This is a genomic window from Saccharicrinis sp. GN24d3, assembly GCF_052400645.1.
Classification (GTDB): Bacteria; Bacteroidota; Bacteroidia; order Bacteroidales; family Marinilabiliaceae; genus Saccharicrinis.
In genome coordinates, this window is the sequence record NZ_JBQTGI010000042.1 from 1 (window position 1) to 26,698 (window position 26,698).

Consider the following 26,698-nt stretch of genomic DNA (forward strand, 5'->3'; position numbering starts at 1 on the left):
TAAACTTCCTCATTGGGGAAGTCCGTCTGTGTATGTGTTTTTGTACCAATAGGTTCCCTTAAGTTAACGGCTATGGAAAGTAATCGGGACAAGTTGTACCTCGTTTTAGTAAAGCCTTGTTTTATTGCACTTTAAATGTTCGCGACGAAGTTCTAATGCATAATCCGGGATAAAACTAGTTTTTGTATGGCATAGGGTATATATATTTCCTTTTTCGTTTTTTACATATTTCTTGCGCTATGTCATTGGTGCTGTTAACCAGATAGAAGTTAACCCGTTTTGCAGGGGTAGGTCCGTAATTTTCTGTAATTATGTCGAATCGTTTTTTAAAATTTACGCTGCTAGGACTACGGATTTTTTTCTGTAAAATGGTACATGTTGGTCCCCCATCAAGTCATATATGCTTTTTTTAAATTGAGGGTTCGGTGAACTTGCGGGCTGGCAAAACCTGATCGTGAATGTTACAGATTGGAGGCCACACAATTTTGTATGTTCGTGATCCTTCGAATCAGGTTCCAGTCGAAGCAATACCCTTTTTGCTTCAATTGGAGCCAGATCGCGAAGACTAACCAGTATGCAAGATCCCAAGGTGCAAATGTGCCATCGAGGCGTTGCCGGTTTTGTGGTATACCGGACATGAATCGGGATCTGATGTTAAATCCTGAGAAGTACTTTCCACCTCTCCGATATTATTAAAAATGAGCCGAGCATTTTCTCGTTGGTTCCGGCCAACGACGTGCTCAGAAAATAGAAGCCCGCTTTCTTAGGCTCGCACCGCATCTCTGTGGGTACACCGTTTTATGTCGTTTGTAATGGCTAATTGCATTATCTCTAACCTCATAGGGATATTTATTATTCATTAAAAGTTACTTTGCCAGAATTGACATCATACATAGCTCCAATAATTTTTATCTCGCCATTTTTTTCCATTCCAGCCAACACTTCACTTTCTTTAAGAATTCTATCGATTGTGAGGTGTACATTTTTAGCAGCAACATTGTCTACAAATGTAGGGTTTGATGAATTCCGTAAGCTTAAATCCTGAGGTTCAATAACTGCATTCACTGCAGGCTTTATATTGGATAGCATCGCTGTGAGATTACCCAGTTTTGCATCATCACAGGCGCCTTTAACTGCGCCACATGCGGTATGCCCTAGTACAACAATAAGCTTAGTTCCTGCCAATTTACAGGCAAATTCCATACTCCCTAAAATATCTTGATTTACAAAATTACCGGCTATACGAATACTAAAAATATCACCTAAACCTTGGTCAAAAACCAACTCAGCCGAAACCCTGGAGTCTATACAACTTAAAATAGTTGCAAAAGGAAACTGCCCGTCACTGGTGTCATTAACTTGCTCCAAAAGGTTTCGATTTGCTTTTAAATTATTCTGAAACCTAACATTTCCTTCTTTTAAAAAATCCAATGACTTTTGCGGAGTCATGGTTGCTTGAGTTTCTTTTGTATGTGCTTTCATATCTTTACTTTTAAATATCTACATTATTCATATTAAATAGCTTTGGGTCTGAGCCTAAAAAAATCAATATAACTAGACGGATTTTCAATAACCCCTCGTTCTGAAATTAATTTAATAGTGATATTCCTTTCTTCAGCTTTAATGGCAAAATCTTCCAATATCTCTATGATATCATTATCCAAATACCTTGTTTTTCTAACATCAAGTTCTAATAAAGAGTTTTCAGGAATGTTATTCAACTCTTTTAGGATAGCTCCTTTATTAAAGAAAGTTACTTCCTCAGCCAAAGTCATCTTCATTCTGCCATCGTCCACATCTTCTCCCTCCTTATGCAAAAAATGTGAGTTTTGATAACTTTTATAAAGGATAACCATTATTCCATTGGCCATACCTAACGCTATACCATATAGCAAGTCGATGAAAACAATACCCAAAACAGTTGTCATAAAGGGCAAAAACTGCTTCCAGCCAGAGATATAAATTTGTTTGAATATTTCAGGCTTAGCCAATTTATAACCTACCACCAGCAATATAGCTGCCAGTACGGACAGCGGAATCATATTTAACAGCCTTGGCATAATAATAACTGAAATCAACAATAAAAATCCGTGGATAATAGGGGACAATTTACTTTTACCTCCAGATTGTATATTTGCGGAACTCCTTACAATAACTTGTGTAATTGGTAAACCTCCAATGAAACCGGAAATAATATTTCCAGTACCTTGAGCAAATAATTCTCTATTAGTTGGTGTTATATTTTTATGCGGATCGAGTTTGTCGGTTGCTTCCACACACAGAAGAGTTTCTAAACTAGCAACCAAAGCAATGGTAAAAGCAATTATCCACACTTCCGGATTTGTAATTACGTTAAAATTAGGAAAGCTAAATTGTCCTAAAAAAGAAGATACATCCTCAGGTATAGGCACGCTAACCAAGTGCGATGGGGCAATAGCTAAAACCTCATTAGATTTTGTAACAACATAAAAAACGATACCAACACCAACCGCTACTAAAGGACCTTGTATAATTTGAAAAACTTTTCCCTTTTTAGATAAAATAATGTCCCAAAACAAAAGAATAGCAAGACCTACAACCCCTATTAAAGCAGAACCAGGCTGAATGTACTTTACAGTATTAATAAGAGCCGAGAATGTATTTTCACCATCCGCATGAAAGAATGCAAAGTATCCATCAGGATTCGCATCATAACCAAAAAAATGCGGTATTTGCTTAAGAATTATTATTATTCCAATTCCAGTTAACATACCTTTAATTACGGATGACGGGAAGTAATACCCAATTACTCCTGCCTTTAAAAAGCCTAATACAATTTGTATAGCTCCACCTAATACAACCGCTACCAAAAAGTTTTCATAACTCCCTAATGTACCGATAGCAGTTAATACAATGGCCGCCAACCCGGCCGCAGGACCACTTACCCCGATTTTTGATCCACTTAGTCCTCCTACAATAATTCCACCTACAATACCTGCAATTAATCCTGCAAACAATGGAGCTCCAGAGGCTAGGGCTATCCCTAAACACAAAGGTAGAGCCACAAAAAACACAACAACACTTGCCGGTATGTCACTCTTTAAATTTGCAAATAGTTTTTGTCTCATAATTTAATTATTTTAGTAATATGGCTGCAATATAATAAAACTATTACAAATGATAGTAATACTATTGTATTAAAATAGTAAAACTAAATTATCTTTGTAACTTACATGTTTAAATGGCGAATTAATGAGCGTAGAAATCAAAATATCTTTAAACAAAGGGCTTTACTTGAGAGATCCTCAGGAGTCAGAACTAGGAAGGAGCCTAATTAAAAATAGTATTTTATTAATAGATGAATTCGGGATAGAATCATTTACTTTTAAGAAGTTAGCTGCCCATATTAATTCAACTGAAGCATCTCTGTATAGATACTTTGTAAATAAGCATATGTTGCTGTTATATCTAGTTAACTGGTATTGGGAGTGGGTAAATTACCTCATTAAAATCAATACCGTAAATATTAATGATCCAAAAAGAAGGCTTCAAATTATTATTCATTCTTTCGTGTCAGCCACCAGAGATAACCCAGGTGTAGAATATGTAAATGAAAGCATATTGCAAAAAATTGTGATATCCGAAGGGATAAAAGCTTACCATACCAAAGAAGTAGACAATGAGAATTCGAAAGGTTTTTTCAAGAGCTATAAAGATTTAGCACTTATAGTGTCAAAGGTCATTTCCGAGGTGAATCCAAACTTCGAATACCCTTATACCTTAGCTACTAATCTATTTGAATTAACAAATAACCATATATTTTTTGCGCAACATTTACCTAGATTAACTGATGTTTCAATAGTAGAAAACGAAAACGAGGAGATAGAAAAAATGCTGAATTACTTCGTTGATAAATTACTCTTGTAGATAAAAAACAACTCACACTTTCATATGATGCTATGATCAACAATGATTAAGGAACATTGTATCTTTAAGCGTAACTTATTGTTAATTGAAAGTTTTATAGATCCGTTTTCTTTTAAAAAAAAAGAAAAAGCCTGCCACTTTATTCAATGACTCGCCACCCCTGCGATTCATTAAACAAAACAAACAGGCTTTTTCGGTTAAAGAATGATGGTATAACCAATCATCCGTTGCGTAACCTAAATCTTTGTGCCAAAAGTTAAGGTTAGCCAAATAATTTTTTAAACTAATTTAAACAAGTGTAGGTTTAAATTCTCTATCAGCACACTGCTTTATTTCCCTTAAGGCGAAAATAAGTTCCTCCATGTTTGGGGTGATGCTGTCTGAACTTTTTTTGCAGGAGCATTGTGTTTTTAATAAAATGGCTTTTTCTTTTACTTCCGCAGATATTAATTTATTACTTTCCAATGTTGAAATAATGTTGTCATCTCCGCTTCCATAGGGGTCAATACCATTTTTATAAAGCATTGCACTCATCAGATATTCTGCTGACATGCTAATAATATTATAGGTGATGAGTTCTCCGAACTTATTGGATTTTGAAAAGCTAACTGCATTATGAAAATATTCGATGCCGGTATTATAGGTGTCTCTTGGATTTTCCATGGTTGTTTGTAGTAATTATTGTTTTAGGATCAGTTCTTTTAATTCATTCTTATCGATACTTTGTTTTTTGCTGGATGCTAATTTTTTTACTTTGGGAAGAATCTTTTTGCCTTCTTCGGCTGAAAGGTGTATACCCATTCCAGCTAATGCATCGAGCACTGAAGCCACACCAGAGTGCTTTCCAATAACAAACTGTGATTTTTTACCTACTTCGCCAGGGTCAAAGGCATGGTACGTCATGGGGTTATTGAGTATGGAACGGCAATGGATGCCCGATTCATGGCTGGTAATTAATTCCCCGGTTACTGGTTTGGTTTGGCTAACCTTGCGCTGGGAAACTTCTTCTATGTAGCTACAAATATTGTTAATGTTTTTAAGGTCTATGCCAAGGTTTTGATTTAGGGAGAATTTTGCTGCCGCTGCCACTTCTTCCAAAGGTGCATTTCCTGCCCGCTCACCCAAACCGTTGATAGTGACATCGATACTGTTGCATCCGGCCTGCAGTGCAGCAATGCTATTAGCAGTGGCCATTCCTAAATCGTTATGGGCATGAAACTCCAGGTCCATCATGGGGAATAGGTTTCGATAGGTAGCTATCATTTCGTGTACCGAAAATGGGTTCATAATACCTACGGTATCCGCAAAACGAACTCTTTTTACGCCTAAACATGAAGCTTTAGAAATGTAGCTTCTCAGAAAATTAGGGTTGGCTCTGGACGCATCCTGAGCACCAATACCCACAAACTCAAAATGATTTGAGGCAAGACCAATCATGGTTTCCATCTGGGTTAAAACCCAATCGTAATCTTTACCTATAGCCGCCAACTGTATATCGCTTACAGGAAATGAAATACTGATTCTTTTTACCCCGGTGCGTTTGGCTGCCATGATATCCGAAACCGTGGCACGGGCCCAACAAAGCATATCGAAATTAAAACCCTGATTTACCAATGTTTTGATATCCTTTTCCTCCTGAATCGAAATGGCGGGTGTTCCAATTTCTGCTTCGTGAATTCCCAGTTCTTCCAACATCTGGGCAATACGAATTTTTTCCTTTAAAGAAAAAATAACGCCAGCAGCTTGCTCTCCGTCGCGTAAAGTTGTGTCAATCAGATATTGTTTCATGCTTATAAGATTTTAGAGAAGCGGTGACTAATGGCATCTTGCATATAGTCACCGCCTCTCTAGTTTAATCCGAGATTAAATACTCTTCTACGGCTTCGCCTTCTTCCAGGGCATCTAAAATCTCGTCAATTTTATCCTCGGTGATTTCTCCATACCAAAGGTTATTGGGATGGATTACCATAATAGGTCCCTGGCTACATACGTTTAAACATGCTGTGCTTGTAACAGCGGCATCAATACCCCTGTCGTTACATTCCTCCATAATGTATGGAATAAAGTCACCAGCGCCGGTTTTGTTACAGAAACCTTTAGCATCTCCTGCAACTCGATATGAGTTACATACCAAAATGTGATATTCAGGCTTTTTCATGATTTGATAATTATAGGTTAATTTATATTAATGTCTTGGTCAATAGTCACTGATCACTAGTTTATACGGTTTATCACTATTGAGCATTGACTAATCATTTAATTACTATATTCTGTGTTACTGCTGGCTTTCGTTTGCAGATTGTTAGTTTATTGATTATGCGATAATTATTTCCTGAAAAAATCGTTCAGTGTTTACCGCTCTTCGTTCTCTTGCTCTAGCCCATGCCTCAAGGTTATTGCAACTGGTTACTGCATACTGAGAACTGCCCACTGGTATCACCCGCATCCGGTTCCAGTACCGGAACATCCAGATCCACACTTAAAGCTTTCGGCTTTGGTGATGGTTCTTAGTTCGGTTCCTTTGTAAACAGAGTCCATTCCCTGGTCAATCAAGCCCGACATTTCCACAACTTTTAATCCTGATTTACCCAATATTTTTGAAGGTTTTGGACCAACTCCCCCAACCAATATGGCTCTGCAGTCACTCAATATTTCACCTAGTTCTTCCCAGCGCTTGTCACCATCTCCTCTTGGGGGAGTAACGCGTTGGTTCACTAGTTTATAGCCGTTAGGTGTTTCTTTAAATACATATAGTCTTTCCGCTTCGCCTAAATGTTGATTCACCAAGATGCCTTCATTACTGGCAACGGCCACATAAGGACGAGAATCAGCATCCCCTTTGTCAATTCTTACTTTGGCTGCTTCGGTCAGTAACTCCATGGCTTCGGTACTGTCTTTACCAAGTAACCCGGCTGCATCGGCCCGGCATCGGCTGCAGTGCGTCATAGGGGGAAGGTGCTCTCCAATCTCTTTTCTTATTTCTTTCATATAAGAACTTGATGGTTCGGTTAGCTCCGAGAATGGCGTATCTTCAACCGGAATCAATGGAATGGTATTCATTAAATCAACGCCCAGTTTAGATAACCCTTCTGCCAGTTCGCCAAGGTGTGTATCATTGATTCCCGGGATGACAATTGCATTGGCTTTAACGGTAATGCCTGCAGCTTTTAGTTTGTCAATGGCTTCCAGTTGTTTTTCCAATAGTAGCTCGGCACCGGCCAATCCAAAATATCCTTTCTTTTCGTAACGAACCCAACGGTAAACTTTTTCAAGTATTTTCGCATCCAAAGAATTGATAGTAATAGTAACATGACTCACCTCCAATGCTGCCAATTCATCAATATACGGTGCAATATTTAGTCCATTGGATGATACGCAAAGGATCATATCAGGGAAATTGGATCGTACCTGACGTAATGTTTCCATGGTTTCGTCAGGGTTGGCGAACGGATCCCCCGGCCCGGCAATCCCCACTACCGATAGTTGAGACATCTTTTCGCGTAGCGACTTAAGGTAAACGATAGATTGCTCCGGAGATAGTATGTTTGAAGTAACTCCCGGGCGGCTCTCGTTAACGCAATCGAACTTACGGTTGCAATAGTTACAGCTAATATTACACTTGGGAGCTACCGGTAAATGCACTCTGGCATATTGTCCTTTAGCTTCTTTATTGAAACAGGGGTGTTTTTTAAAGTCAATCATATCTTAGATTTTTAGATAAGAGACGATAGATAATAGACTTTTATCTTTTGCCTCAATAAGTTGTTATGATTATTATTAATAGATGTTTCTAAGAGGAAGAATGTGGCTCTTATCTCTGATCAAAATATCTATTACCTAAATGTATTTATATCCTACTTCGGAGTGTTCTTGTTTATATTCCATCATGGCATTCCCGATTTTATCGAAGAGCTCTTGAGCCCCTTTGTAGCCTATGTGTTTTAGTCTTGAACCTCCCATTCTGTCGTGGATGGGGAAACCAACCCTAATAATCGGAATCTCTAACTCTCGGGCGATGTAATACCCTTTGCTGTTACCGACGATTAAATCGGGTTTCATATCGATGCACAGCTCGTTGATTTTTTCGTAATCCAAATCACCCATTACCTCAATGGTTTTGCCATGTGTGGGTGCGCATTTTTCAATTTCCTCTTTTAGTACTCCACTGTTTCCGCCTGATGCTGCCAGTATTACCTCAACGCCAATTTCATCCAAAAAACCGGTCATGGCAATTACTAAATCCTCTTCGCCATAAACCACTGCTTTTTTTCCGAACACGTATTTGTGTCCATCGGCGTAGGCATCAATCAAGCGTCCTCGTTCCATAGTGTGTCGTTTAGGAATTTGGTTTCCGCTGATATCGCTGAGCAACTGAAATAGTTCGTCACTTTGCGTGATGCCCACCGGAACGTTTAGGGTAAACTTTTTTACTCCAAACTCTTTTTCAAGATATTCAGCTCCCGTATGTGACAGGTTGTTATTGTTGACTCTCCCTACCAGATTTCCCTTGTTTAAAACAGGACCAAATTCAATACTGGCTTTGGCTCCACCCATCATTTTTAAATCTTCAACAGGTGTTCCTCCGTCGGGAATTCTGTGGTAGGTATCCCACACCGGGTTGTCCAAAGTTTCGGAATAATCCGGCACCATGATATAATCAATTCCAAAATCTTCCAGAATATCCTTCAACATTCTCAAATCTTCGGTAGAAATAAAACCAGGGAATATATTCACCTTATTGTTCATCTCCACCTTGCTGGCGAAGGTTTTGGTGATGGCAGCTACTGTTTCGTGAAAGCCATCCATGTGCGAGCCCTGGTAACTAGGCGTTGATGAATACACAAACTCAGGTATGCTTGGGTCATCGGTATTGGCTGCTTTGTAATTTCGTAATGCCTGACCAATGTCGTCGCCAATGGTTTCGCTCAAGCAAGTGGTACAAACACCAACCACTTCGGGTTTGTATTGTGCAATCACATTTTGGATGGCAGCACTTAGGTTGGCTTCACCTCCAAAAATGGTGCTTTCTTCACTAAAGTTTGATGAAGCTATATCCACCGGCTCCTTATAATGACTGATTAAATATCGGCGGATATAAGTGGCACATCCTTGTCCTCCGTGAATTACGGGAACACACCCTTTAATTCCTTTATATGCAATACTTCCTCCCAACGGCGAACACACTTTGCACGCATTCCGTGTGGCAACGAAGTTTTTTCTTTCTTTTAATACTGGTATCTTGTCGGCCATTTCTAGACTTTTAGATGGTTTGATGTGAGATAATAGACTTGTTGAATCATGTAAATTGTCAAACAGTCTCTTATCTCTCAATAAATTTCCATACCGGACTACAAACTGAAGCATACACTTCTTTAGCGAAGTTGAGCATGCCGATGTATCCGGCCAATGCTTCTTTGCGTTCATGGTTGTGATCACAAAACCCGAGTCCCAGTTTGTAGGCTATCGGACGTTCCTTAACACCTCCGATGAAAAGGTCGGCTCCTGTTTGCTTTACAAAATCAGATAACTCGTTTGGGTTGGAATCATCAACGATGACAGTCCCTTTGTCACAGATTTTCTGCAATAATTTGTAATCGTCTTTATTGCCAGTTTGAGAACCTACCACCACGGTTTGCATTCCTAATAAGCGCAACGCCTTTACCAAGCTAATGGCTTTAAAAGCTCCCCCTACATATATGGCAGCTTTTTTACCTTCCAGTTTTTCGCGGTAAGGTTGAAGCGCAGGAATAAGTTCTGCTAACTCTTCGGAAACCAAGCCTCTGGCTCTGGCCATTAATTCCGGGTCGTTAAAATGTTGCGCCACTTCGTAAAGTGCTTCCGACATATCTTCGATACCAAAGTAGGATACCTTTTTAAAAGGGATATCGTACTTTTTTTCCATTTCTTTGGCCACGTGCATCATACTACCAGAGCACTGTACCACATTCAGCGATGCTTTGTGACATTTGCGAACCTGTTCAACACGACCATCGCCGGTAAGGCACGCAATAATCTCCACACCAATTTTTTTGTAATATTCGGCTAAAATCCAAAGCTCTCCGGCCAGGTTAAAGTCACCTAAAATGTTAATGCTGTATTTGGGAGGAACGTAATCGTCGTTGGTTCCCACCAAGTTCATTAAAGCATCACACGCCGCTTTGTAGCCATCTTTTTTTGAGCCTTTAAAACCTTCGCTCATTACAGGCAGAACATCTACGCCTGTTTCTTTGGTTAGCTGTCGGGCAACAGCTTCCACATCATCACCAATAACGCCTACGATACATGTGCTGTAGATAAAAACAGCTTTGGGTTTGTACGACTCGATAAGCTCGGTCAGGGCGCTATATAATTTTTTTTCTCCTCCAAAAACCACATCTTTCTCGCGTAAGTCGGTTGAAAAACTTAAGCGGTGTAACTGTGGGCCCGACGACATTGCTCCTCTAATGTCCCATGTATAGGCGGCACATCCTATAGGGCCATGAACGAGGTGAAGTGCATCGGCAATAGGGTATAGCACTACCCTTGAACCACAAAAAACACAAGCTCTTTGACTTACAGATCCTGCTACTGATTTCTTTTCGCAGGCTAAATCATGTTGGTCTTCGCCAATGGTAACAATCTGGGGTGTTCTATCTTTTATATATTTTGACATAACAATGAATGTTTAAATAGAAAGATTGAATTGACTAGACTTTTAGATTATTAGATAAGAGATAAGAAACAAAAATTGATCTGTTCAAATCTTTTATCATAAAGTTTAGTTAGAATTATTAGATATCTTGAAATACGTAGAATGTTTCTATTAATCTCTTATCTCAAGGTCTCTAATCTAGAAAAAAGTCAAAGGCTGGCGAGGCAATTTAAATATTTATACCACCTATTATTTATCACCTCCGGCGTTCCGAAGAATAATTGCCTCACCAGTCTTAACCTCTGGCAAACACAAAGTTTTTTATAGATATTGAGACTTTTAGATTAGAGACTAATAAAATTGTTGTTTTTCTATTGTCTCTAATCTTAATCTCTCTTGTCTAATTTATCGCTTGTCCCACCGGGACTTACATTACTAGTTCCACTTTTTCTTCAGGACAATTCTCATCCTGATACTGCATCAATAGGTCAAGCATTTTTTCCAGGATACGGATACCGCCCATATAACCTAAGGTTGGGAAGTATGAGTGTCCAACGCGGTCAACGATTGGGAATCCCATTCTTAAGAAAGGAATCTTCTCGTCAAGAGCGATATACTTTCCGTAAGTGTTGCCAATTAATAAATCAACACCTTCTTGCTTAATCCACTGGTGTAACTGGAACATATCCGCATTGGCACCGTTCTTGAATTTTACCTGGTCGATTTTATCGCCAAACACTGCTTTCATACGTTTTTCAAAAGCTTTTCCAGGAGTACCAGAAACAACGTAAGCAGGAACCATATCAAGGTCTAACAAGAACTCACACATGGGGATTAACTGGTCAGGATCTCCGAATAAAGCCACTCGTTTTCCGTAGAAATACTGGTGCATGTCGGTAATCATATCTACCAGGCGACCTCTTTCCATATCTAATTCCTCAGGCACGGATACCGCACCGGCTTTAGATAATGACATGATAAAACGGTCGGTAGCTTTAACGCCAATCGGTAGGTTAAGCATGTCAAAAGGTACTTTGCACGAGTTGTCAAGTGCAACGGCAGCTCCTTTAGTGGCCCACTCACCTAGGGCAACGGTTTTCATGCTGTCGCCCATGCTCACTAACTCAGGAATGGTAGTTCCACCTTTGGGATACATTTCGAATTTACCAGTCATGGGAGCATCCAATACATCAGAAGTATCCGGAACCAAAACGGTTTTAATGCCCATCATCTTTGTGATTCTTTTTAGCTCACGCATATCTGAAGGCTCTACCCAACCAGCCAATAAGTTGATTTGACGTTTGGCTTCTTCGGTTTTGATGGCAAAATACTTAACAATAGACTCAAGCATATTGTGGTATCCTGTAACGTGTGAACCTACGTAACTTGGCGTTGCAGCTTCGATCACATGTTTTCCTTCAGGAACTTTTCCGTCGGCATTTGCTTTAGCTACAATTTGCTTCAGGTCATCACCAATGGTTTCTGACAAACAAGTTGAGTGAACGGCGATGATTTCAGGATCGTAAACCGAAAAGATAGTTCCGATAGCTTGCAATAAGTTGGCTTGTCCACCAAATACCGAAGAACCTTCGGTAAACGAAGAAGTGGCAGCCATAACAGGCTCTTTGTAATGACGGGTTAATGCCGATCTGTGATATGAACAACACCCTTGCGATCCGTGGCTGTGCGGTAAACATCCGTGAACACCTAAAGCCGCATACATTGCACCTACTGGCTGACAGGTTTTAGCCGGGTTAATGGTAAGTGCTTTTCTGTCTATTTCTTTTTCTGTTGTATGTCGTAATAACATAATTAAGTCCTCCTAAAGTTTATGCGTTAATAGTCATGCTACCTACAATCTCCGGCTCTGCTTTCCAAGGTGTATCAACCAGTTTCCACACATTGGTAACTAACATACGCTCCATTTCTTTGTAGAAGTTAATCGCTCCTTCGAAACCTGCATATGGACCACCGTAATCATAACTATGTAGCTGTTTTAAAGGCACACCGGATTTTTGTACCACATATTTTTCTTTGATACCTGCACAGAATAAGTCTGGCTTGTAGAATTCGATTAATTTTTCTGTTTCGTGGTGCGAAACATCATCAATCACCAAAGAATTCTTTTTCATTTGCGGCATCATACCTTCATAATGACTGAATTCATAACCTTTTTTCTCTAGTTCAGCTTTTTTAGCTACAAGGTCATCACGCCATAATTCAGGGTTCTCCGTTTTTTCCACCTTAATTTCTTCGATGTTACGGGTATCCGCATCAATTTTGATGTTTGGAATGACATGACGTCCTTCGTAATCATCACGGTGAGCAAACTCATATCCTGCAGAAACAGTTAACATACCTAGCTCCTCAAAAAGATCCTGGTAGTGGTGAGCACGAGATCCGCCTACGAACATCATGGCTAATTTACCTTCTACTTTAGGTTTGATAGCGGCTTTAACAGCTTCTACTTTTCCTTCTTCGCGAGCTACAATCTCTTCAACTTTTTTCGTTAATTCTGCATCGTCAAAGAATTCGGCAATCTTTCTAAGTGTTTTGGCAGTAGATCCACCACCTATAAAGTTACCCTTGATCCACGGAATACCGTATTTCTCTTCCATCATCTCAGCAATGTAGTTGATAGAACGGTGACACATTACCACGTTTAAGTCAACGGTATGCGAGTAAGCAAAGCTCTCTACGGTAGAGTTACCCGAGTAGGTAGAAACCAAAGTGATTCCTGCTTCTTCAAATAATCTTTCCAATTCAAAAGCATCACCACCAATGTTGTATTCTCCAAGTAAGTTAATTTGGAATTTGCCCTCACGTTCGCGGTCGTTGGTACCTACAACGTGTTTAAAGATACCGTTATTGGCAATGTGGTGACCGGCAGACTGAGATACACCGCGGTAACCTTCACAAGAGAAACCGAAGATGTTAATTCCCAATTCTTCTTTCATGTCCCGTGATACAGCATGTACATCATCACCAATCAAACCAACCGGGCAAGTTGAGAAAACGCCAATAGCTTTGGGGTTAAATAATTTATATGCTTCACGAATCGCTTCTTTAAGCTTTATCTCTCCGCCAAATACGATGTTTTCATCTTGCATATCGGTCGAGAACGAATACATCATGTAGTTCTCTGCTGTTTCTGTTTCCGGTTTGGTTTGGTTACGACGTGTTAACCAAGCGTAAAAACTACAGCCGATAGGTCCGTGAACCAGGTTGATGATATCTCTGGTTGGCCCTAACACCACCCCTTTACAACCTGCATAAGTACATCCCCTTTGTGTAATAATACCTGGAATGGTACGAACGTTAGCCTGAACTTCTTGTTCTGCTTCAGGATCGTTAACCACCATACCTTTAGCACGTTTTTTTGCTATCTTACTAGGGTATTTGCTGATAATATCTTCTATCAATGGGGTAGGATCTGGTAATCCTGCTGAATAATCTTTCTTTTTAACCATTTGTTTTGTTTTTAAGATGTTATAAAAACTAAGCTTAATCTACCGCTTTGCTACCTGCAAGCCCTGTCCTTACCTGGATAACATCCATTACAGGCATTACAAATATTTTTCCACATCCGTGAGGTTCACCTTGATTGGCCTCAATAATCGCATCCACAGCTGGTTGAACAAAAGAGTCGTTCATAACTATTTCCAATACTCTTTGTGGGCGCAGACGGGGTTCTTTACCTAGGTGCTCCAAAGCCTCGGGTTGATTATTTTGTACACCTTCAAGTACTTTTGCTTCCCAAAGTCCTTTCCCTCTTCCGAATACTTTACCCGACGCGGTCATCGAGGTAATATTGGCATCAAGGAGCGCTTTTTTGGTTGCGTTCATCTTATCGATGTTGATTATTGCCATTACTTTTTTCATGTCTCAGACTTTTTGATGTTAGTAAATTAAAGTTCTTTTACTCCTCTTGAGATAGTATACGCTTCCTCTACGGGAGTGATGAAAATTTTACCATCACCAAATGCCCCTTTTTCTCCGGAACGAGCAGCATCCATAATAGTGTTTACTGCAAAGTCTTTATCTTCATCTTTGACGACCATGATTAACTGCTCTTTTGGCAACTCATCGTATGTAATATCACCGATTTTAATTCCTCGCTGCTTTCCTCTACCAACTACGGGCGATTTGGTAACTGCGATATAACCTGCTTCGAAAAGCGCTTTTAATACAATACTTGATTTTTCCGGACGTATAATTGCTTTGATCATTAACATTTTCTGGGTCTCCTTTTAATTTAGATACTAGATTTTTAGATTAGGGATAAGAGACTGTTTTGTTATGTCTATCCTTTTTTTCTAATAATCTGATTTATAGATTAATTTGTTAGATAGTGTTTATCGTGTCTTGAGAAAGCGTCAAGAATAAAATGTGCTGTTTTTGAAAATCAAGAAGTTTACAGTAAGTAAGTGACTGTTTTCAAAAACAGCGTCACACAATTATTGACATTTTACCCAAAGGCACAATTAGTTCATGATACCGAAGTCCATTAATAATTTCTCCAGCTCTTCAATTTCAAGAGGCGTAGGAATTACGAACATTTCGTTGGCATCTATTGCTTTTGATAGCGCTCTGTATTCGTCAGCTTGAGCGTGTTCTGGAGCATGTTCAATTACCGTTTTTCTGTTAATTTCGGCATGCTGAACCATGTTGTCACGAGGTACAAAGTGAATCATTTGAGAACCTAATTGCCTAGCTAGCTCTTCAATCATCTCTTTTTCGTTGTCAACCTTACGAGAGTTACAAATCAAACCGCCTAGACGAACAGTACCAGCCTGTGCGTATTTTTTGATACCTTTACAAATGTTGTTAGCAGCATACATCGCCATCATCTCACCTGATACTACAATGTAAATTTCTTCGGCTTTACCATCACGGATAGGCATAGCAAATCCACCACATACAACATCACCAAGTACATCGTAAAAAGTATAGTCAGTTTTGTATTTCTCGTCCCAAGCACCTAATTGCTCAAGTAGGTTGATAGAAGTAATGATACCACGGCCGGCACATCCTACACCTGGCTCTGGACCACCTGACTCAACGCAACGAACTCCACCGTATCCAGGCTTTACAACGTCATCTAATTCTACATCTTCACCTTCCTCACGTAAGGTATCCAAAACAGTTTTCTGAGCAAGACCACCCAATAATAAACGAGTTGAATCTGCTTTAGGGTCACAACCTACTACTAAAATGTTTTTACCTAATTCTACTAAACCGGCAACTGTGTTTTGAGTTGTTGTACTTTTACCAATTCCACCTTTTCCGTAAATCGCAATTTTTCTCATCTCTAAAAATTTTTAAATAGGTTTATACTAATTGTTTGTTTGTTTATACTTTTTGATTGTTTGGTTTTCTATATTTCACACTATGTGCCAAAAACAAAATTAAGTACTTGGGTGTTGTCATGGGATGTGCTGTAATATGCAGTTTGTCAGTACGTAAGGAGTTGTGTATTTTTTGGCATGTGGTTTTGGCACAGGGATAATGTTCTACATAAATGTAGGAAAAGGGCTTTTTTATACTTTAAGTGTAATAAAATATGTAACATGCAGTATGTTAGCGCCTTGTAAATAGGAAGAGTATTACCTAATTACAAAAGGGTAGGAAAATGTAATAAATGTGGGTGATTTTATACAAAGTTTGTTGATGAATGGAGAAATCTTGACCTGAAATTAAGGGTCAGTCTTTTAAACTGTTGGTTTCTAGCTGGAACAAGCTAAAAAAAACTGTTTGGTCGTGGGGCGATCAGGATTGGGATATGGTTATTAATATTAGTGCATCCTAACATTCCATCATTTATGAAGGAGTTTTTGGGTTAGTTCTAGTAAGTTTTAGCCATTTTTTACCAAGCTAATATTTTTGGCATCGAACTTTTGGGTTGGATTAGGAGCGCGATACAATGCAACATGCAATTCGTTTAGCATTTCTCTAAGAGGAATATGATTTGGTATCTTAGAAAAATCGAATCTGTCCAGGTTTTCGGATGTGGCAAAAACGCCGGGAACCCAATGGTTGGGTGTTTTTAGTTCTTTATAGCGGTATTTGGCATAGTCGAGTAAATCGTAACATTTCCATAGCTTGCGCCAATGCAATAGCCAGGGAAGATCAATGTCCGAATCCTTATTCTCAATATCATAGCCATCAAAATAGGCGTAAGGATCATCATGTAGCATGTTGTCTAACTTGATTTTAGACTGCTTGTCAAATTCTGCAGTAATGTCCGGCTGGTTCTGAAAAATCCCTCTCATCTCCTCAAAATGTGCTGCCTCCGTCATTCCAAAGGAAAGCGTATGTACATTGGGAGTATTTAAGCAGAATCGTGCATTCCACTGAATAGGAGTAGCATGGGGGATGGCATTTTTTATTTTGTCCGGGGCTTTATATAATTGTCCCCCCTTATCGTTTGGGGAAATAATAAATATTCCCATGTCTTTCTTTTCGGCCAGTTGAATAGCGGCCAAATTTCGTTGGTAGAAGTAATAATAATGAAGATTTACAAATTCAAACAAGTTAGTATGGATGGCTTCTTCTATCGTTTCCAGATGACCATGTGTGCTAAACCCAACATGTTTGATGATACCTTCCTCCTTCATTTTTAACAATTCCTCAATTGGCCCACCTGTTTTGCATGTGGAGTTAACGAGTTCGGGTGTATTCATTCCATGCCATCCATAAAAATCGAAAAAATCGGTTTTTAATGTTTTAAGCTGTTCTTCAATCCGTTTACGGGCATCGCTGGCATTCTGGGGATTTCCTTTGGTCATTAAGTAATAAGACGATCGGTCAACCTTTAGCTCGTCATTTAAGGTTATACCCAAAGCCATTTCGCTTTTACCATAGCCATATGCAGTTTCAAAATGGTTGATACCATTTTTAATCGCTAAATCAACAATTTGATTGCAATGCTTTTGCGTAGCAGCCGGAATTTCATCTTTAGGTTTGTCCCAACCCTGTTTAAATCTCATCCCGCCTAAAGTTATTGCACTAAGGTGCTTTTCTGTTTTCCCGAATCTGCGATATTCCATCAATAAAAAGTGCTGTTATTGTATTCTGGTTATAAAATCGAGTTTGCCTTCCGCGGCCATCCCGTTGGGGTTGCACCCAGGCATTCCTTCCGGAATATTAACTCCCAGTTTTTGATAATGTTCAACCCAATCAGTATGAAAATTCCCGGTGGCTGGGTCTATGAAAGTCATAGGGTTTAAGGTAAACACCGAGTCGGATTTAAAAATGTAATAGATAAACTCAGAGCAGTAGTAGCCTGGTCTTTCCATAATGTAAGTATCGTCGTAGGGTTGACCTATTAAATTTATGGCATTGGTAAGTGCTGAGTTGATGTTAACGTTTAATTCAGTTTTTAGTCTATATATATCTGTAATATATAAGGTGTCATTGTTTGGACGACAAAAATCCATGAGCGGTTCCATACAAACCCCGTTTTTAGAACTTGCATGGATAATATAAACAGAATCGTTGGCTAATTTACATATTCCCATATGTGTGTAGTTTGTTTCCCGAGTAGTTTGGGTAACTTTATTTATTGCTTGTGATAAACCGCGTTGTTGATTTCCCCTAAATAGAATGTCCCCATTGTTAAGAGATTGGATTTCTTTATTATGGGCACAGCTCATGAAGACGAGTAATAAAAGGGTAATTATTTTGATAGTTAATTTTTGCATACCGCAATGTTATAACTTTTTTGCATAAATAATCCTCTGACCATAGTTAAGGAACTCTAATATTTTAAGGGTTTGCAAGAGGGATTGTTGAACGGCAATGAAAAAGCCGAAAACTAAATAAAGTTATCGGCTTCAACGGGAGAAAATATATCTTTATAACATTTTTAGCGTTCCACTAATATGGCATGGGTGTGTCTGAATTGCATAGCTTTTCTAAAAAACGATTCATTTTCGCCAAATGCCATTGTAATACTTACCTGGTTTTCACATTCAGCACATTCCCCTGTGACTTTTATATCGTTAAAACGATCAAGATACAATGAATAGTTTGTAACACCATGTTTACACAAGCCGTTGCATGAATCACATTGAACTTCGTTTTCTAAGAGATACTTAAAACCTCTTTTTTCATGATGGTTTAAAAGGGCATTGAGTTGAAATTTATTTATCTCAATGTCATTAAAGTCAATCATAAATACAGATTTAAAGGGTTAAACAAAAATTGTAAACTGTAGATTTTCTGATTGTCAAATTATTGATAAATATTTGAAATTCAAATATGCGATAGCTGTTTTTTATGAAAAAAGTCATCTTTTAATTATTTTCACAAATTGTTCAAATAGAATATGAAGGAATTTGACGCTTAAATGATTATTTATATTGGATGAACTTCAAGTTTTCTAAAAGTAGTAAGAAAGAATATCACCAACAGGTGTCGTGCTTTACTTTTTTATGCCCAATGTGTGAATAGATGCAAAATAATGTATATCGAAATAAAAATATTGGGGGTGTTAGTTAGAAATGTTATAAATAAGATGTGATTGTAGTGTAAAATATAAGGGTATCCTCTTTAAGTATTATATTTGGATCCGAATTTGTTGAAAATTGTTACTAGGGGATTTATTATGCATGCACATTGTAAAAAAGGAGGAGAAGAATGTTATGGACTGGCGGAGATGACCTTATTGTTTGAAATTAGCCAACGGTTGATTTCAAGTAAGGAGCTCAAAAATGACCTGTCGCCCATATTAAAGATGTTGGTAGAGCACCTGGGTGCTGAGCGGAGTTTCCTGACCATTTTTAATCGTAATAATTCCAATATTTATATTGAGGCTGCTTATGGGATGAGCCAGAAACAGCAATCTTTGGGTAAGTATAGGTTGGGAGAAGGAGTCATCGGAAAGGTGGTGGAGTTGGGACAGCCTATTGTGATACAGGAAATTTCAAAGTCAAACTTGTTTTTAAACAAAACCCGATCTCAGCTAAACAAGGAAGGACGCGAGCTTAGTTTTATATGTATTCCCGTGGTTGCAGAAAATAAAACCACTGGAGCGCTAAGTGTTGTCCGGCCCTTTAATCCTCATATTACTTATGAGGAGGATATTCACTTGCTTTCCATAGTGGGCTCACTTATTGCCAAAACGGTAAAGGCCCGCCAGGAAAAGGCCGAAGAGGTTGAAATACTCAAGCAAAAGAACCTGGAATTAGAGACTGAGGTAAAGGCCAATAATTTTACGACCAATATTATTGGAAATAGCAGTAAAATGAGAGATGTATTCTCGTTAATTGAAATGGTGGCCCGCACAAACAGTACGGTTCTGGTGAGAGGAGAAAGTGGTATTGGTAAAGAGTTGGTTGCAGATGCTTTGCATACGGCAAGTAGCAGGAAGAGCAAAAGCCTGGTTAAAGTAAATTGTTCCGCACTACCTGATTCACTGATTGAAAGTGAGCTCTTCGGGCATGAAAAGGGAGCCTTTACGGGAGCTGATCAGTTGCGCAAGGGTAGGTTTGAAATGGCCAATGGTGGAACCATCTTTTTAGACGAGATTGGGGATCTGCCATTGTCGACCCAGGTAAAGCTTTTACGTGTAATCCAAGAGCGGGAGTTCGAGCGTTTGGGCGGATCGGAAACCATAAAAGTGGACGTACGGATTGTTTGCGCTACCAACTGTAACCTGGAAAAACTCATTGAAGAAGGTAAGTTTAGAGAAGACCTTTTTTACAGAATCAACGTGTTTCCCATTTATGTGCCTTCTCTGCGCGAACGAAGGAATGATATCCCTCTATTGGTCGATCACTTTATCCAAAAATTCAACAAGAAAAACAGGGCAAGCGTTAAAAGGATCACCACATCGGCTATTGACATGTTAATGATTTATTCGTGGCCTGGAAACGTCAGAGAGCTGGAAAATGTTATAGAGCGAGCGTGTATATTGGCAAGGGATAATGTCATTCATAGTTATAACCTTCCACCAACCTTGCAAACTGCCGATTCTACGGCTACCGGTTCACAGGAAGGCATGACGGGGGTGTTGGAAAGACTGGAGAAACAGCTGATTATTGAAGGTTTAACTACAACTAAAGGTAATATAACAAAGGCCTCTGACTTGCTTAAGGTTACCGAGCGCATGTTAGGTACGCGTATTAAAAAGTACAAGATTGATGCCTGGAGGTATAAGGTCTAAGCAATATTTATTTGTAAACACAAGTGTCCGACAATAATACGCTCCTAAAAACCTAAAGCTCTTTTGTCTCAAGCCGGCGGGCTTTTCATTTTTAGTTCGCCTCAGTTTTTATGTCTCAACGGTGTTCATGATTTCGGCTATACTCCAATTATCTTAGCAGCAAACGAAACATAAATTGCACTGCAATTTATACCGCCACTGAAATGAAAGAGCAAGAAGTCAGTGCTTTTTGCTTAAAGAAAAGAACCTGCCGGCCAGGCAGGTGCATTAGGTTCAAACAGCTTTTACTTTTATTGACTTTTGCTTCGTTCGGTAATACCTAAGCAAGCTTAATATTACACTTGCTTATTGCAAAAATTCTTTCTTAGCGATTCGATTACTGATTTATTTAACGCTTTTGCATGAAGGCGGAGATTTCTCAAACAGCATGCTTACTCGTTTAAAACTCTGGCTATTCGAATCAATACGGTGGACTAAATGATACTTAGTCGGTCGGTAAGGATAAATAATGGTTGCCTCAAGATATTATAATCCTCAAGCCTATAATTTACAGATTGTAAGAGTCTTATGGGTACTTCCCTTGACGTTGAGATCAAGGGAAGTGCCAAGTCAAAGACTTGAGGAAAGAGGTAAATAACTAGTTTCAATTATAACCAGAAGGTTTTTGTTGAATAAAACGGCTCTTGTCACACTCTTTTTCTTATTTCATGCCAAACAAAGGCCTCAAAACTTTATTGCGCCTTACCAGTATTTCGTAAAAAAGAAAACATCCCCCAAATGTAAAAGCCGAAATCAACAGTAATTTAGTCCATGCCGGAATGTCGATGGGTAAAATAAAGTACGATCCCAGATATAGAAACACCATATGCCAAATGTAAATAGGGTAAGCGCCAGCACTTAAATATGTAAGTTTTTTATTTGGTCTGTTAAGGTATCTTGCGCTAAATCCAAAAACAGTAAATATCCATAAAGCAGATTCAAGCGACATGATATAATTTGGCGCTTTTAATTCAAATAATATGAGTCGTATGGCAAATAATGACGATGACAAGGCGAGTAATACCCATCTCCATTTTTTTGTCGTTTCCAGAAAATGTAGCCCGCTTATTACAGTGCAAAATCCCCAGAAGAATGCAATAAAACCAAATGCAAAACCATGAGAAGTCGTGGCATACATTTCGAATATGGTTGGTTTAAATAGCATTGTCTCAGCAATAAATGTTAATGTTATTAACAATAAGCCTAGTGGTGATTTAAAAGTTTGGGATAGCCAGGTATAGGAGTTTTTAAGTTGTATTTTTTTAATCCAGAAAAATAAAGGGGATAAAATTAGTACGTAAATAAAAATGTTACCTAAAAACCAAAGATGTCCCGTGGTTGCATTATAATTTATTTGTTGACTGTAATAATCTTGAAAAATAAACCAATGCAATGGAACAATGAGTAATATACCTGCTACAAACGGGATTAAAATCCTTTTCGTTCTTTCCAGCAATAACTGCTTCCAACTTCTTTTTCGCATCGCAAATGCTACACCCATCCCGGAAACGAAAAATAAAATGGGGATTCTCCAAACATTAAGCATTGACATAGGGATCCAAATGGACTCAAGAGATTCTTTGCTTTGCAAAAAACCAATAAACACTGCCCAGGGCTGAAAAACAATGGCTATATGATATATCAATAATAAGCCAATGGCAATTACGCGCAACCAATCAATATCGTATCTTCTATCTTCCATGATCCTTGTTTATTTTTTAAGTAAGTTTGCGATAATAGGTCGTTCCTTTTTAATGTGGTCATAGTCCAATTTTAGACCCAAAGGCCCCAGTTGACTTCCAAAAAAATCGTAAATGCCTTTAACCTGTTTAAAATTTCCGGATACAGATTCTTCAGCAGTAGCACCTGTTTTATTTCGTATGGTTTTATCTGCACCATTCGCAATTAACGCCTCAACAATTTCTGTCCTGCAAAAGAAAGCTGCGGAATGAAGAGCGGTTGATCCATCGTTGTTTTGAAAGTTAATATCCGCACCTGCTTTGATAAGTTCTAAAGCCACTTCAGTATTTCCAAAAACAGCAGCCGAAATTAACGGAGTTGATCCGCCCGAAGGTTCAATAGTATTAATATCGGTACCTGCCTTTATATGTTCTTTTATTATATCAACATTCCCAATTAAGGCAGCACCGTGAATATCCATTTCTATTTTTGGTCCTGAGGAGGTTGAAGATAAAACAGGTTTGTTTTTTGATGATTGTTGTTTGCATCCGGTTAAACAAATAGTGGAAATAAATAACATAAATCCTAATGATTGGATGGTAATGGTTGTTAAGTTTTTCATGATAACGAAGTTTATTTTTTTATAAATAATTTGTTGATGTAAAGGTGGGGAATGTTGTGATGCGCTATTAATCAATGATGAGGAAAAGGATGTCAAGTTTGAGGCACGGGTAAAAACTATGAAGCATGTATGTAAATTATGATGCAAAAGAGATTTTTTACTCATTTCATATAATAAAAATAAGCAAGACCAAAATGACCGGTACAGATTCTAACTACCGAATCTATGTTCGGACAGGTTATGCGCCCAATTGTTTACTCTCGGCCAGTGGCTGGCAGGAGGTCATGCCAGTTTCGTCTCAATCAAAATACTTAATACGGGGTTGCTTCTTTATGGATAATTCATGACCTTTGAACCTATTAAAAATACAATGTTATTGTTTACGTATGTCGGAATTGTCAGGTAAAGACAAGGAGTTTTTAGATCAACTCAATACAGTTATAGTTGAAAATCTTTCAAGTGATCAGTTTGGGGTTGCAGAGTTAGCTTCAAAAATTGGTATGAGCAGATCTAACCTGTTACGGAAAATAAAGAAAATCGCTAAGGTTTCCGTGAGTAAGTATATCAGTCAAGTCCGTCTTCATCATGCGCACGAAATATTGGAAGATGATGATTTAACCGTTTCGGAGGTTTCGTACCGGGTAGGATTTGGAAGCACCTCTTATTTTATAAAGTGTTTTCGCGAGCAATATGGATATCCGCCAGGAGAGGTTCGCAATAAATCAGAAGAGAAAAAACTTAATACCTCTGTGGAACCATCATCTAAGAAGGGGATAGGAACCATAATGGCCGGGTTTGTTCTTGTGGTTATTACTATTGGGATAATATACATGCAGTTTTCTAAAAGTGACGAAGATTCCGATTTAGAGAAAACGATAGCGGTACTTCCATTTAAAAACCAAAGCGCCGATTCGTTAAATGTCCACTTCGTTAATGGCATGATGGAATCAGTCCTGAATAACCTTCAAAAAATAAAAGGGCTTAAGGTTGTAAGTCGCACTTCCGTTGAAAAGTATAGAAACACTAATATAAGTATTCCAGAGATCGCCAAGGATTTAAAGGTGAGTTATTTTGTAGAGGGGAGTGGTCAGAAAAATGGGGATCAAATATTATTAAGCGTGCAATTGGTAAGGGCAGATAAAGATAAACAAGTTTGGTCGGAGCAGTATATAAGGGAAGTTCAGGATATTTTCCAACTGCAGATGGAGGTTGCTAAGCATATAGCCGAAAAAATTGAAGTGGTGATTACACCCGATGAAAAAAGGCGTATCGAAAAGGTGCCAACGGAAAATATTGAAGCCTATGATGTTTTTTTAAAAGGACTCGACCACATGCATAAAGGAACCAAAGAAGGACTGGATGAATCGATAAAGTATTTTGATGAAGCTATCAGGTTAGACCCTGCTTTTTCAAGAGCTTATGCCAATGTGGCTATAGCCAAGTATTATCTGGATATTTTCAGTAATGAGCGGGAGAATGCGGATGAAATAAACTACTACGCAGATAAGGCTTTACTGTATGATGCGCACCTGCCGCAAAGTTTAATGTCAAAGGCATATTATTATATGTATACTACGAATTACGCCAAGGCTGTACCTTTTTTGGAAAAGGCGCTTGAATATAATCCAAATTCTTTATTGATAATTAATACCATTTCCGATTTATATGCTACATATCTGCCAAATTCCGGTAAATACCTTAAGTATGCGCTTAAAGGAATGGAATTGGATTTTTCTGCTCAAGATTCTGTTTCAACAAGTATAGCTTACCTGCATATTGGTAATGCATTTATACAAAATGGTTTTGTCCCTCAGGCCGAGAGATTTACGAAAATGTCATTGAAGTATAACCCGGATAACATCTATAGTAAATATCTTGGAGTATTTATTAAACTAGCTAAGAGTAAAGATTTCCATCAGACAAAGGAAGATCTGCTTGCTTTATACGAAGAGGATGTTACTCGTCTGGATGTTTTACAGGAAACAGCAAAGATATGTTACCATATGCGTAACTATGATGAGTCGGCTAAGTATTATCAAAAGTTCATTGAGGCAAAACAAAAGTATGATTTAAGTATTTATCCGGGAGAGGACATGAAAATGGCGAAGGTATTTTATGAATTGGGATTATATGATAAAGCGGATAGTTTGGCGGATAGGTATTTTGAGTATGCGACAAAGGATAAATCAATTTATAAGAATTTAAGTTTTACTGCTTATTATTCTCATCATGGAAATGCTTCCAAAGCCATTGAGCATTTAAAGAAATTCTCGAAAGTAGATGATATTCAATATTGGGTAATATTGTTTTTAGAAGATGATCCTCTTATGGAAAACATAAAGCATTTACCCGAATGCAAAAAATTGTTCCGGGAGATTGAATCTAATTTCAATGAAAATCATAACAGGTTAAAATCTAAGCTTCGGGCAGAGGGTTTAATATAGGTCAGCTTTATCACTGATCTATATTGTGTTCCTGATTTATGACCTCAATACTTAATAGCTTTTCTTTAATGCGCATGATTTTCCACTCATATTCGGCGGTCCCTCCCCAATAGCCCACTGTAATATATATGGTAGAATCCTTTGTGCTCCACGAGCCTTCAAAGTCTGCGTAGGAAAGAGGAGGAGTGCCACACCAGCCAGCGTTTTTTCTTTCAATTAACGAGTTGTCTGATTTGATGGCGAGGCCATATTCATGATCCATTAACTGATAGCTTCTTTCATAGGTTACTATGTTATTGTAATAAACAGGATTTATCCAATATCCGGTAATATTTGATTCCGGATGCATTGCTGGCTCATTTTCGTTTTCACAAGCCAGACAAGTAAACGATAATAGAATGACAAGGGTATGTAAAATAAATCTCATGGTTGTTTGTTTTGTCAATATGATGATGCTTTTCTAAAAAGGTTGCGTTCATACAAAAATCAGGGGCATTCCCCTTGCGGAGGCCACAAGGCGCATCCTGTCAGCCTGTTGCGAAAAAATACCCGGGAGGCATGGCCCGGTCCGGCCAATCCGTAACCTTTTGCCCGTGCAGGGCGTTCCCCGGCTGTGGGAAAACCCCGGGCGTGGCTTCGGGAAAATAATCTAAAAATATTTATCGAGGTTAACCCGTTGACAAGAACCCGTTTAAGGCATGTCCGGCAAGTTCGCGCAAAAAAAAGATTAAATCAAGGCTAGGAATTGCGGATTAATGTCCCTTTCTTTGCAGCCGCTTTGAAAAACACGGATGGGTTAAAGGGCCCGTTTTTCAAGCCTTCCCTTGCGGGTCGCCCTTTAGAAAGGCGAGGAGTGGGGACGGCGCAGGAAGAGGCAAGGTATACTGACATGATGAGTGACGCCAATGGCCGGCGACCGGAAATAGGACCGGTTTTGAAGGGCCGGGGCCGGCAGGAAAAAAAGTCCGAAATTTTTTCAAAAATTGTTTGGATTTTAAAAATAAAACCTGTTATCTTTGCAGCCGCTAAAACGGTAGCAAAAGAGAGAACGGAGCTTGGAGGCCTTATGTGGCCGGAAGCGGTTTTGGCACAGTGTTTTGGGAGAAAGGCCGGGGGATAAAAATCTTTCAAATATTTCTCAAAAAACATTTGGAGTTCACGAAAAAAAGTTGTTATCTTTGCATCCGCTTTTAGAGCGGCACACAAAC

General features: G+C 38.7%; 23 protein-coding genes. 3 read left to right on the plus strand and 20 right to left on the minus strand.

Annotated elements, in window-relative coordinates:
* Window positions 1-852: 852 nt before the first annotated feature.
* Both ACT29I_RS24440 and ACT29I_RS24445 read right to left on the minus strand, forming a co-directional pair.
* Window positions 853-1,482 (minus strand): carbonic anhydrase family protein, encoded by a 630-nt coding sequence (locus ACT29I_RS24440; protein ID WP_430936869.1) that lies wholly within the window; start codon window positions 1,480-1,482, stop codon window positions 853-855.
* 32 nt (window positions 1,483-1,514) lie between these two features.
* Window positions 1,515-3,107, minus strand: coding sequence for a SulP family inorganic anion transporter (locus tag ACT29I_RS24445; RefSeq protein WP_444794700.1), 1,593 nt, complete (start codon window positions 3,105-3,107; stop codon window positions 1,515-1,517).
* A 124-nt stretch (window positions 3,108-3,231) separates the two neighbouring features.
* Here ACT29I_RS24445 and ACT29I_RS24450 point away from each other — a divergent pair, with 124 nt between their 5' ends.
* Window positions 3,232-3,906, plus strand: a complete 675-nt coding sequence (locus ACT29I_RS24450; RefSeq protein ID WP_430936865.1) for a TetR/AcrR family transcriptional regulator — start codon at window positions 3,232-3,234, stop codon at window positions 3,904-3,906.
* Window positions 3,907-4,194: 288 nt separating this feature from the next.
* On the opposite strand, the gene ACT29I_RS24455 is transcribed toward ACT29I_RS24450, so the two are convergent.
* The 14 genes from ACT29I_RS24455 to ACT29I_RS24520 form a co-directional block, all read right to left on the minus strand.
* Window positions 4,195-4,569 (minus strand): hypothetical protein, encoded by a 375-nt coding sequence (locus ACT29I_RS24455; RefSeq protein WP_444794701.1) that lies wholly within the window; start codon window positions 4,567-4,569, stop codon window positions 4,195-4,197.
* A 15-nt stretch (window positions 4,570-4,584) separates the two neighbouring features.
* Window positions 4,585-5,694 carry a homocitrate synthase/isopropylmalate synthase family protein gene (locus ACT29I_RS24460; RefSeq protein ID WP_444794702.1) on the minus strand — a complete coding sequence of 370 codons (1,110 nt, stop codon included), beginning with the start codon at window positions 5,692-5,694 and terminating at the stop codon, window positions 4,585-4,587.
* Between the two features lie 64 nt (window positions 5,695-5,758).
* Window positions 5,759-6,064 (minus strand): (2Fe-2S) ferredoxin domain-containing protein, encoded by a 306-nt coding sequence (locus ACT29I_RS24465; RefSeq protein WP_430936858.1) that lies wholly within the window; start codon window positions 6,062-6,064, stop codon window positions 5,759-5,761.
* Between the two features lie 278 nt (window positions 6,065-6,342).
* On the minus strand, window positions 6,343-7,608 hold the full coding sequence (locus ACT29I_RS24470) for a radical SAM protein (protein WP_444794703.1): 1,266 nt from the start codon (window positions 7,606-7,608) through the stop codon (window positions 6,343-6,345).
* A 135-nt stretch (window positions 7,609-7,743) separates the two neighbouring features.
* Window positions 7,744-9,156, minus strand: a complete 1,413-nt coding sequence (locus ACT29I_RS24475) for a nitrogenase component 1 (protein ID WP_430936854.1) — start codon at window positions 9,154-9,156, stop codon at window positions 7,744-7,746.
* Between the two features lie 70 nt (window positions 9,157-9,226).
* On the minus strand, window positions 9,227-10,558 hold the full coding sequence (gene nifE / locus ACT29I_RS24480; protein WP_430936852.1) for a nitrogenase iron-molybdenum cofactor biosynthesis protein NifE: 1,332 nt from the start codon (window positions 10,556-10,558) through the stop codon (window positions 9,227-9,229).
* A gap of 406 nt (window positions 10,559-10,964) precedes the next feature.
* A complete protein-coding gene (nifK, locus tag ACT29I_RS24485; protein ID WP_430936850.1) occupies window positions 10,965-12,347 on the minus strand; it encodes a nitrogenase molybdenum-iron protein subunit beta in 1,383 nt (460 codons plus the stop codon).
* Window positions 12,348-12,366: 19 nt separating this feature from the next.
* Window positions 12,367-14,007 (minus strand): nitrogenase molybdenum-iron protein alpha chain, encoded by a 1,641-nt coding sequence (gene nifD / locus ACT29I_RS24490; RefSeq protein WP_430936848.1) that lies wholly within the window; start codon window positions 14,005-14,007, stop codon window positions 12,367-12,369.
* 34 nt (window positions 14,008-14,041) lie between these two features.
* Window positions 14,042-14,419, minus strand: coding sequence for a P-II family nitrogen regulator (locus ACT29I_RS24495; RefSeq protein WP_430936846.1), 378 nt, complete (start codon window positions 14,417-14,419; stop codon window positions 14,042-14,044).
* 26 nt (window positions 14,420-14,445) lie between these two features.
* The gene (locus tag ACT29I_RS24500) at window positions 14,446-14,766 is read right to left on the minus strand and encodes a P-II family nitrogen regulator (RefSeq protein ID WP_430936844.1); all 321 of its coding nucleotides are present in this window, start codon (window positions 14,764-14,766) and stop codon (window positions 14,446-14,448) included.
* Between the two features lie 255 nt (window positions 14,767-15,021).
* On the minus strand, window positions 15,022-15,846 hold the full coding sequence (gene nifH / locus ACT29I_RS24505; protein ID WP_430936842.1) for a nitrogenase iron protein: 825 nt from the start codon (window positions 15,844-15,846) through the stop codon (window positions 15,022-15,024).
* A 546-nt stretch (window positions 15,847-16,392) separates the two neighbouring features.
* Window positions 16,393-17,586 (minus strand): aldo/keto reductase, encoded by a 1,194-nt coding sequence (locus ACT29I_RS24510; protein ID WP_444794704.1) that lies wholly within the window; start codon window positions 17,584-17,586, stop codon window positions 16,393-16,395.
* A gap of 15 nt (window positions 17,587-17,601) precedes the next feature.
* Window positions 17,602-18,240, minus strand: coding sequence for a YiiX/YebB-like N1pC/P60 family cysteine hydrolase (locus ACT29I_RS24515; protein ID WP_444794705.1), 639 nt, complete (start codon window positions 18,238-18,240; stop codon window positions 17,602-17,604).
* A gap of 164 nt (window positions 18,241-18,404) precedes the next feature.
* Window positions 18,405-18,713: a hypothetical protein gene (locus ACT29I_RS24520; RefSeq protein WP_430936838.1), complete on the minus strand. Its 309-nt coding sequence runs from the start codon at window positions 18,711-18,713 to the stop codon at window positions 18,405-18,407.
* A 432-nt stretch (window positions 18,714-19,145) separates the two neighbouring features.
* Here ACT29I_RS24520 and ACT29I_RS24525 point away from each other — a divergent pair, with 432 nt between their 5' ends.
* Window positions 19,146-20,705, plus strand: coding sequence for a sigma-54 interaction domain-containing protein (locus tag ACT29I_RS24525; RefSeq protein WP_430936836.1), 1,560 nt, complete (start codon window positions 19,146-19,148; stop codon window positions 20,703-20,705).
* Window positions 20,706-21,405: 700 nt separating this feature from the next.
* Here ACT29I_RS24525 and ACT29I_RS24530 read toward each other — a convergent pair.
* Both ACT29I_RS24530 and ACT29I_RS24535 read right to left on the minus strand, forming a co-directional pair.
* Complete coding sequence (locus tag ACT29I_RS24530; RefSeq protein ID WP_430936834.1) at window positions 21,406-22,446, minus strand: acyltransferase family protein; 1,041 nt, start codon at window positions 22,444-22,446, stop codon at window positions 21,406-21,408.
* Window positions 22,447-22,455: 9 nt separating this feature from the next.
* Complete coding sequence (locus ACT29I_RS24535) at window positions 22,456-23,211, minus strand: ankyrin repeat domain-containing protein (RefSeq protein ID WP_430936832.1); 756 nt, start codon at window positions 23,209-23,211, stop codon at window positions 22,456-22,458.
* Window positions 23,212-23,432: 221 nt separating this feature from the next.
* On the opposite strand from ACT29I_RS24535, the gene ACT29I_RS24540 reads away from it, so the two are divergent.
* Window positions 23,433-25,490, plus strand: a complete 2,058-nt coding sequence (locus tag ACT29I_RS24540; RefSeq protein ID WP_444794706.1) for a helix-turn-helix domain-containing protein — start codon at window positions 23,433-23,435, stop codon at window positions 25,488-25,490.
* A 10-nt stretch (window positions 25,491-25,500) separates the two neighbouring features.
* On the opposite strand, the gene ACT29I_RS24545 is transcribed toward ACT29I_RS24540, so the two are convergent.
* Together ACT29I_RS24545 and ACT29I_RS24550 are read right to left on the minus strand one after the other, a co-directional pair.
* Complete coding sequence (locus tag ACT29I_RS24545; RefSeq protein ID WP_444794707.1) at window positions 25,501-25,917, minus strand: hypothetical protein; 417 nt, start codon at window positions 25,915-25,917, stop codon at window positions 25,501-25,503.
* Window positions 25,918-26,228: 311 nt separating this feature from the next.
* The coding region (locus ACT29I_RS24550; protein WP_444794708.1) for a hypothetical protein at window positions 26,229-26,698 on the minus strand (470 nt) is incomplete at its 5' end.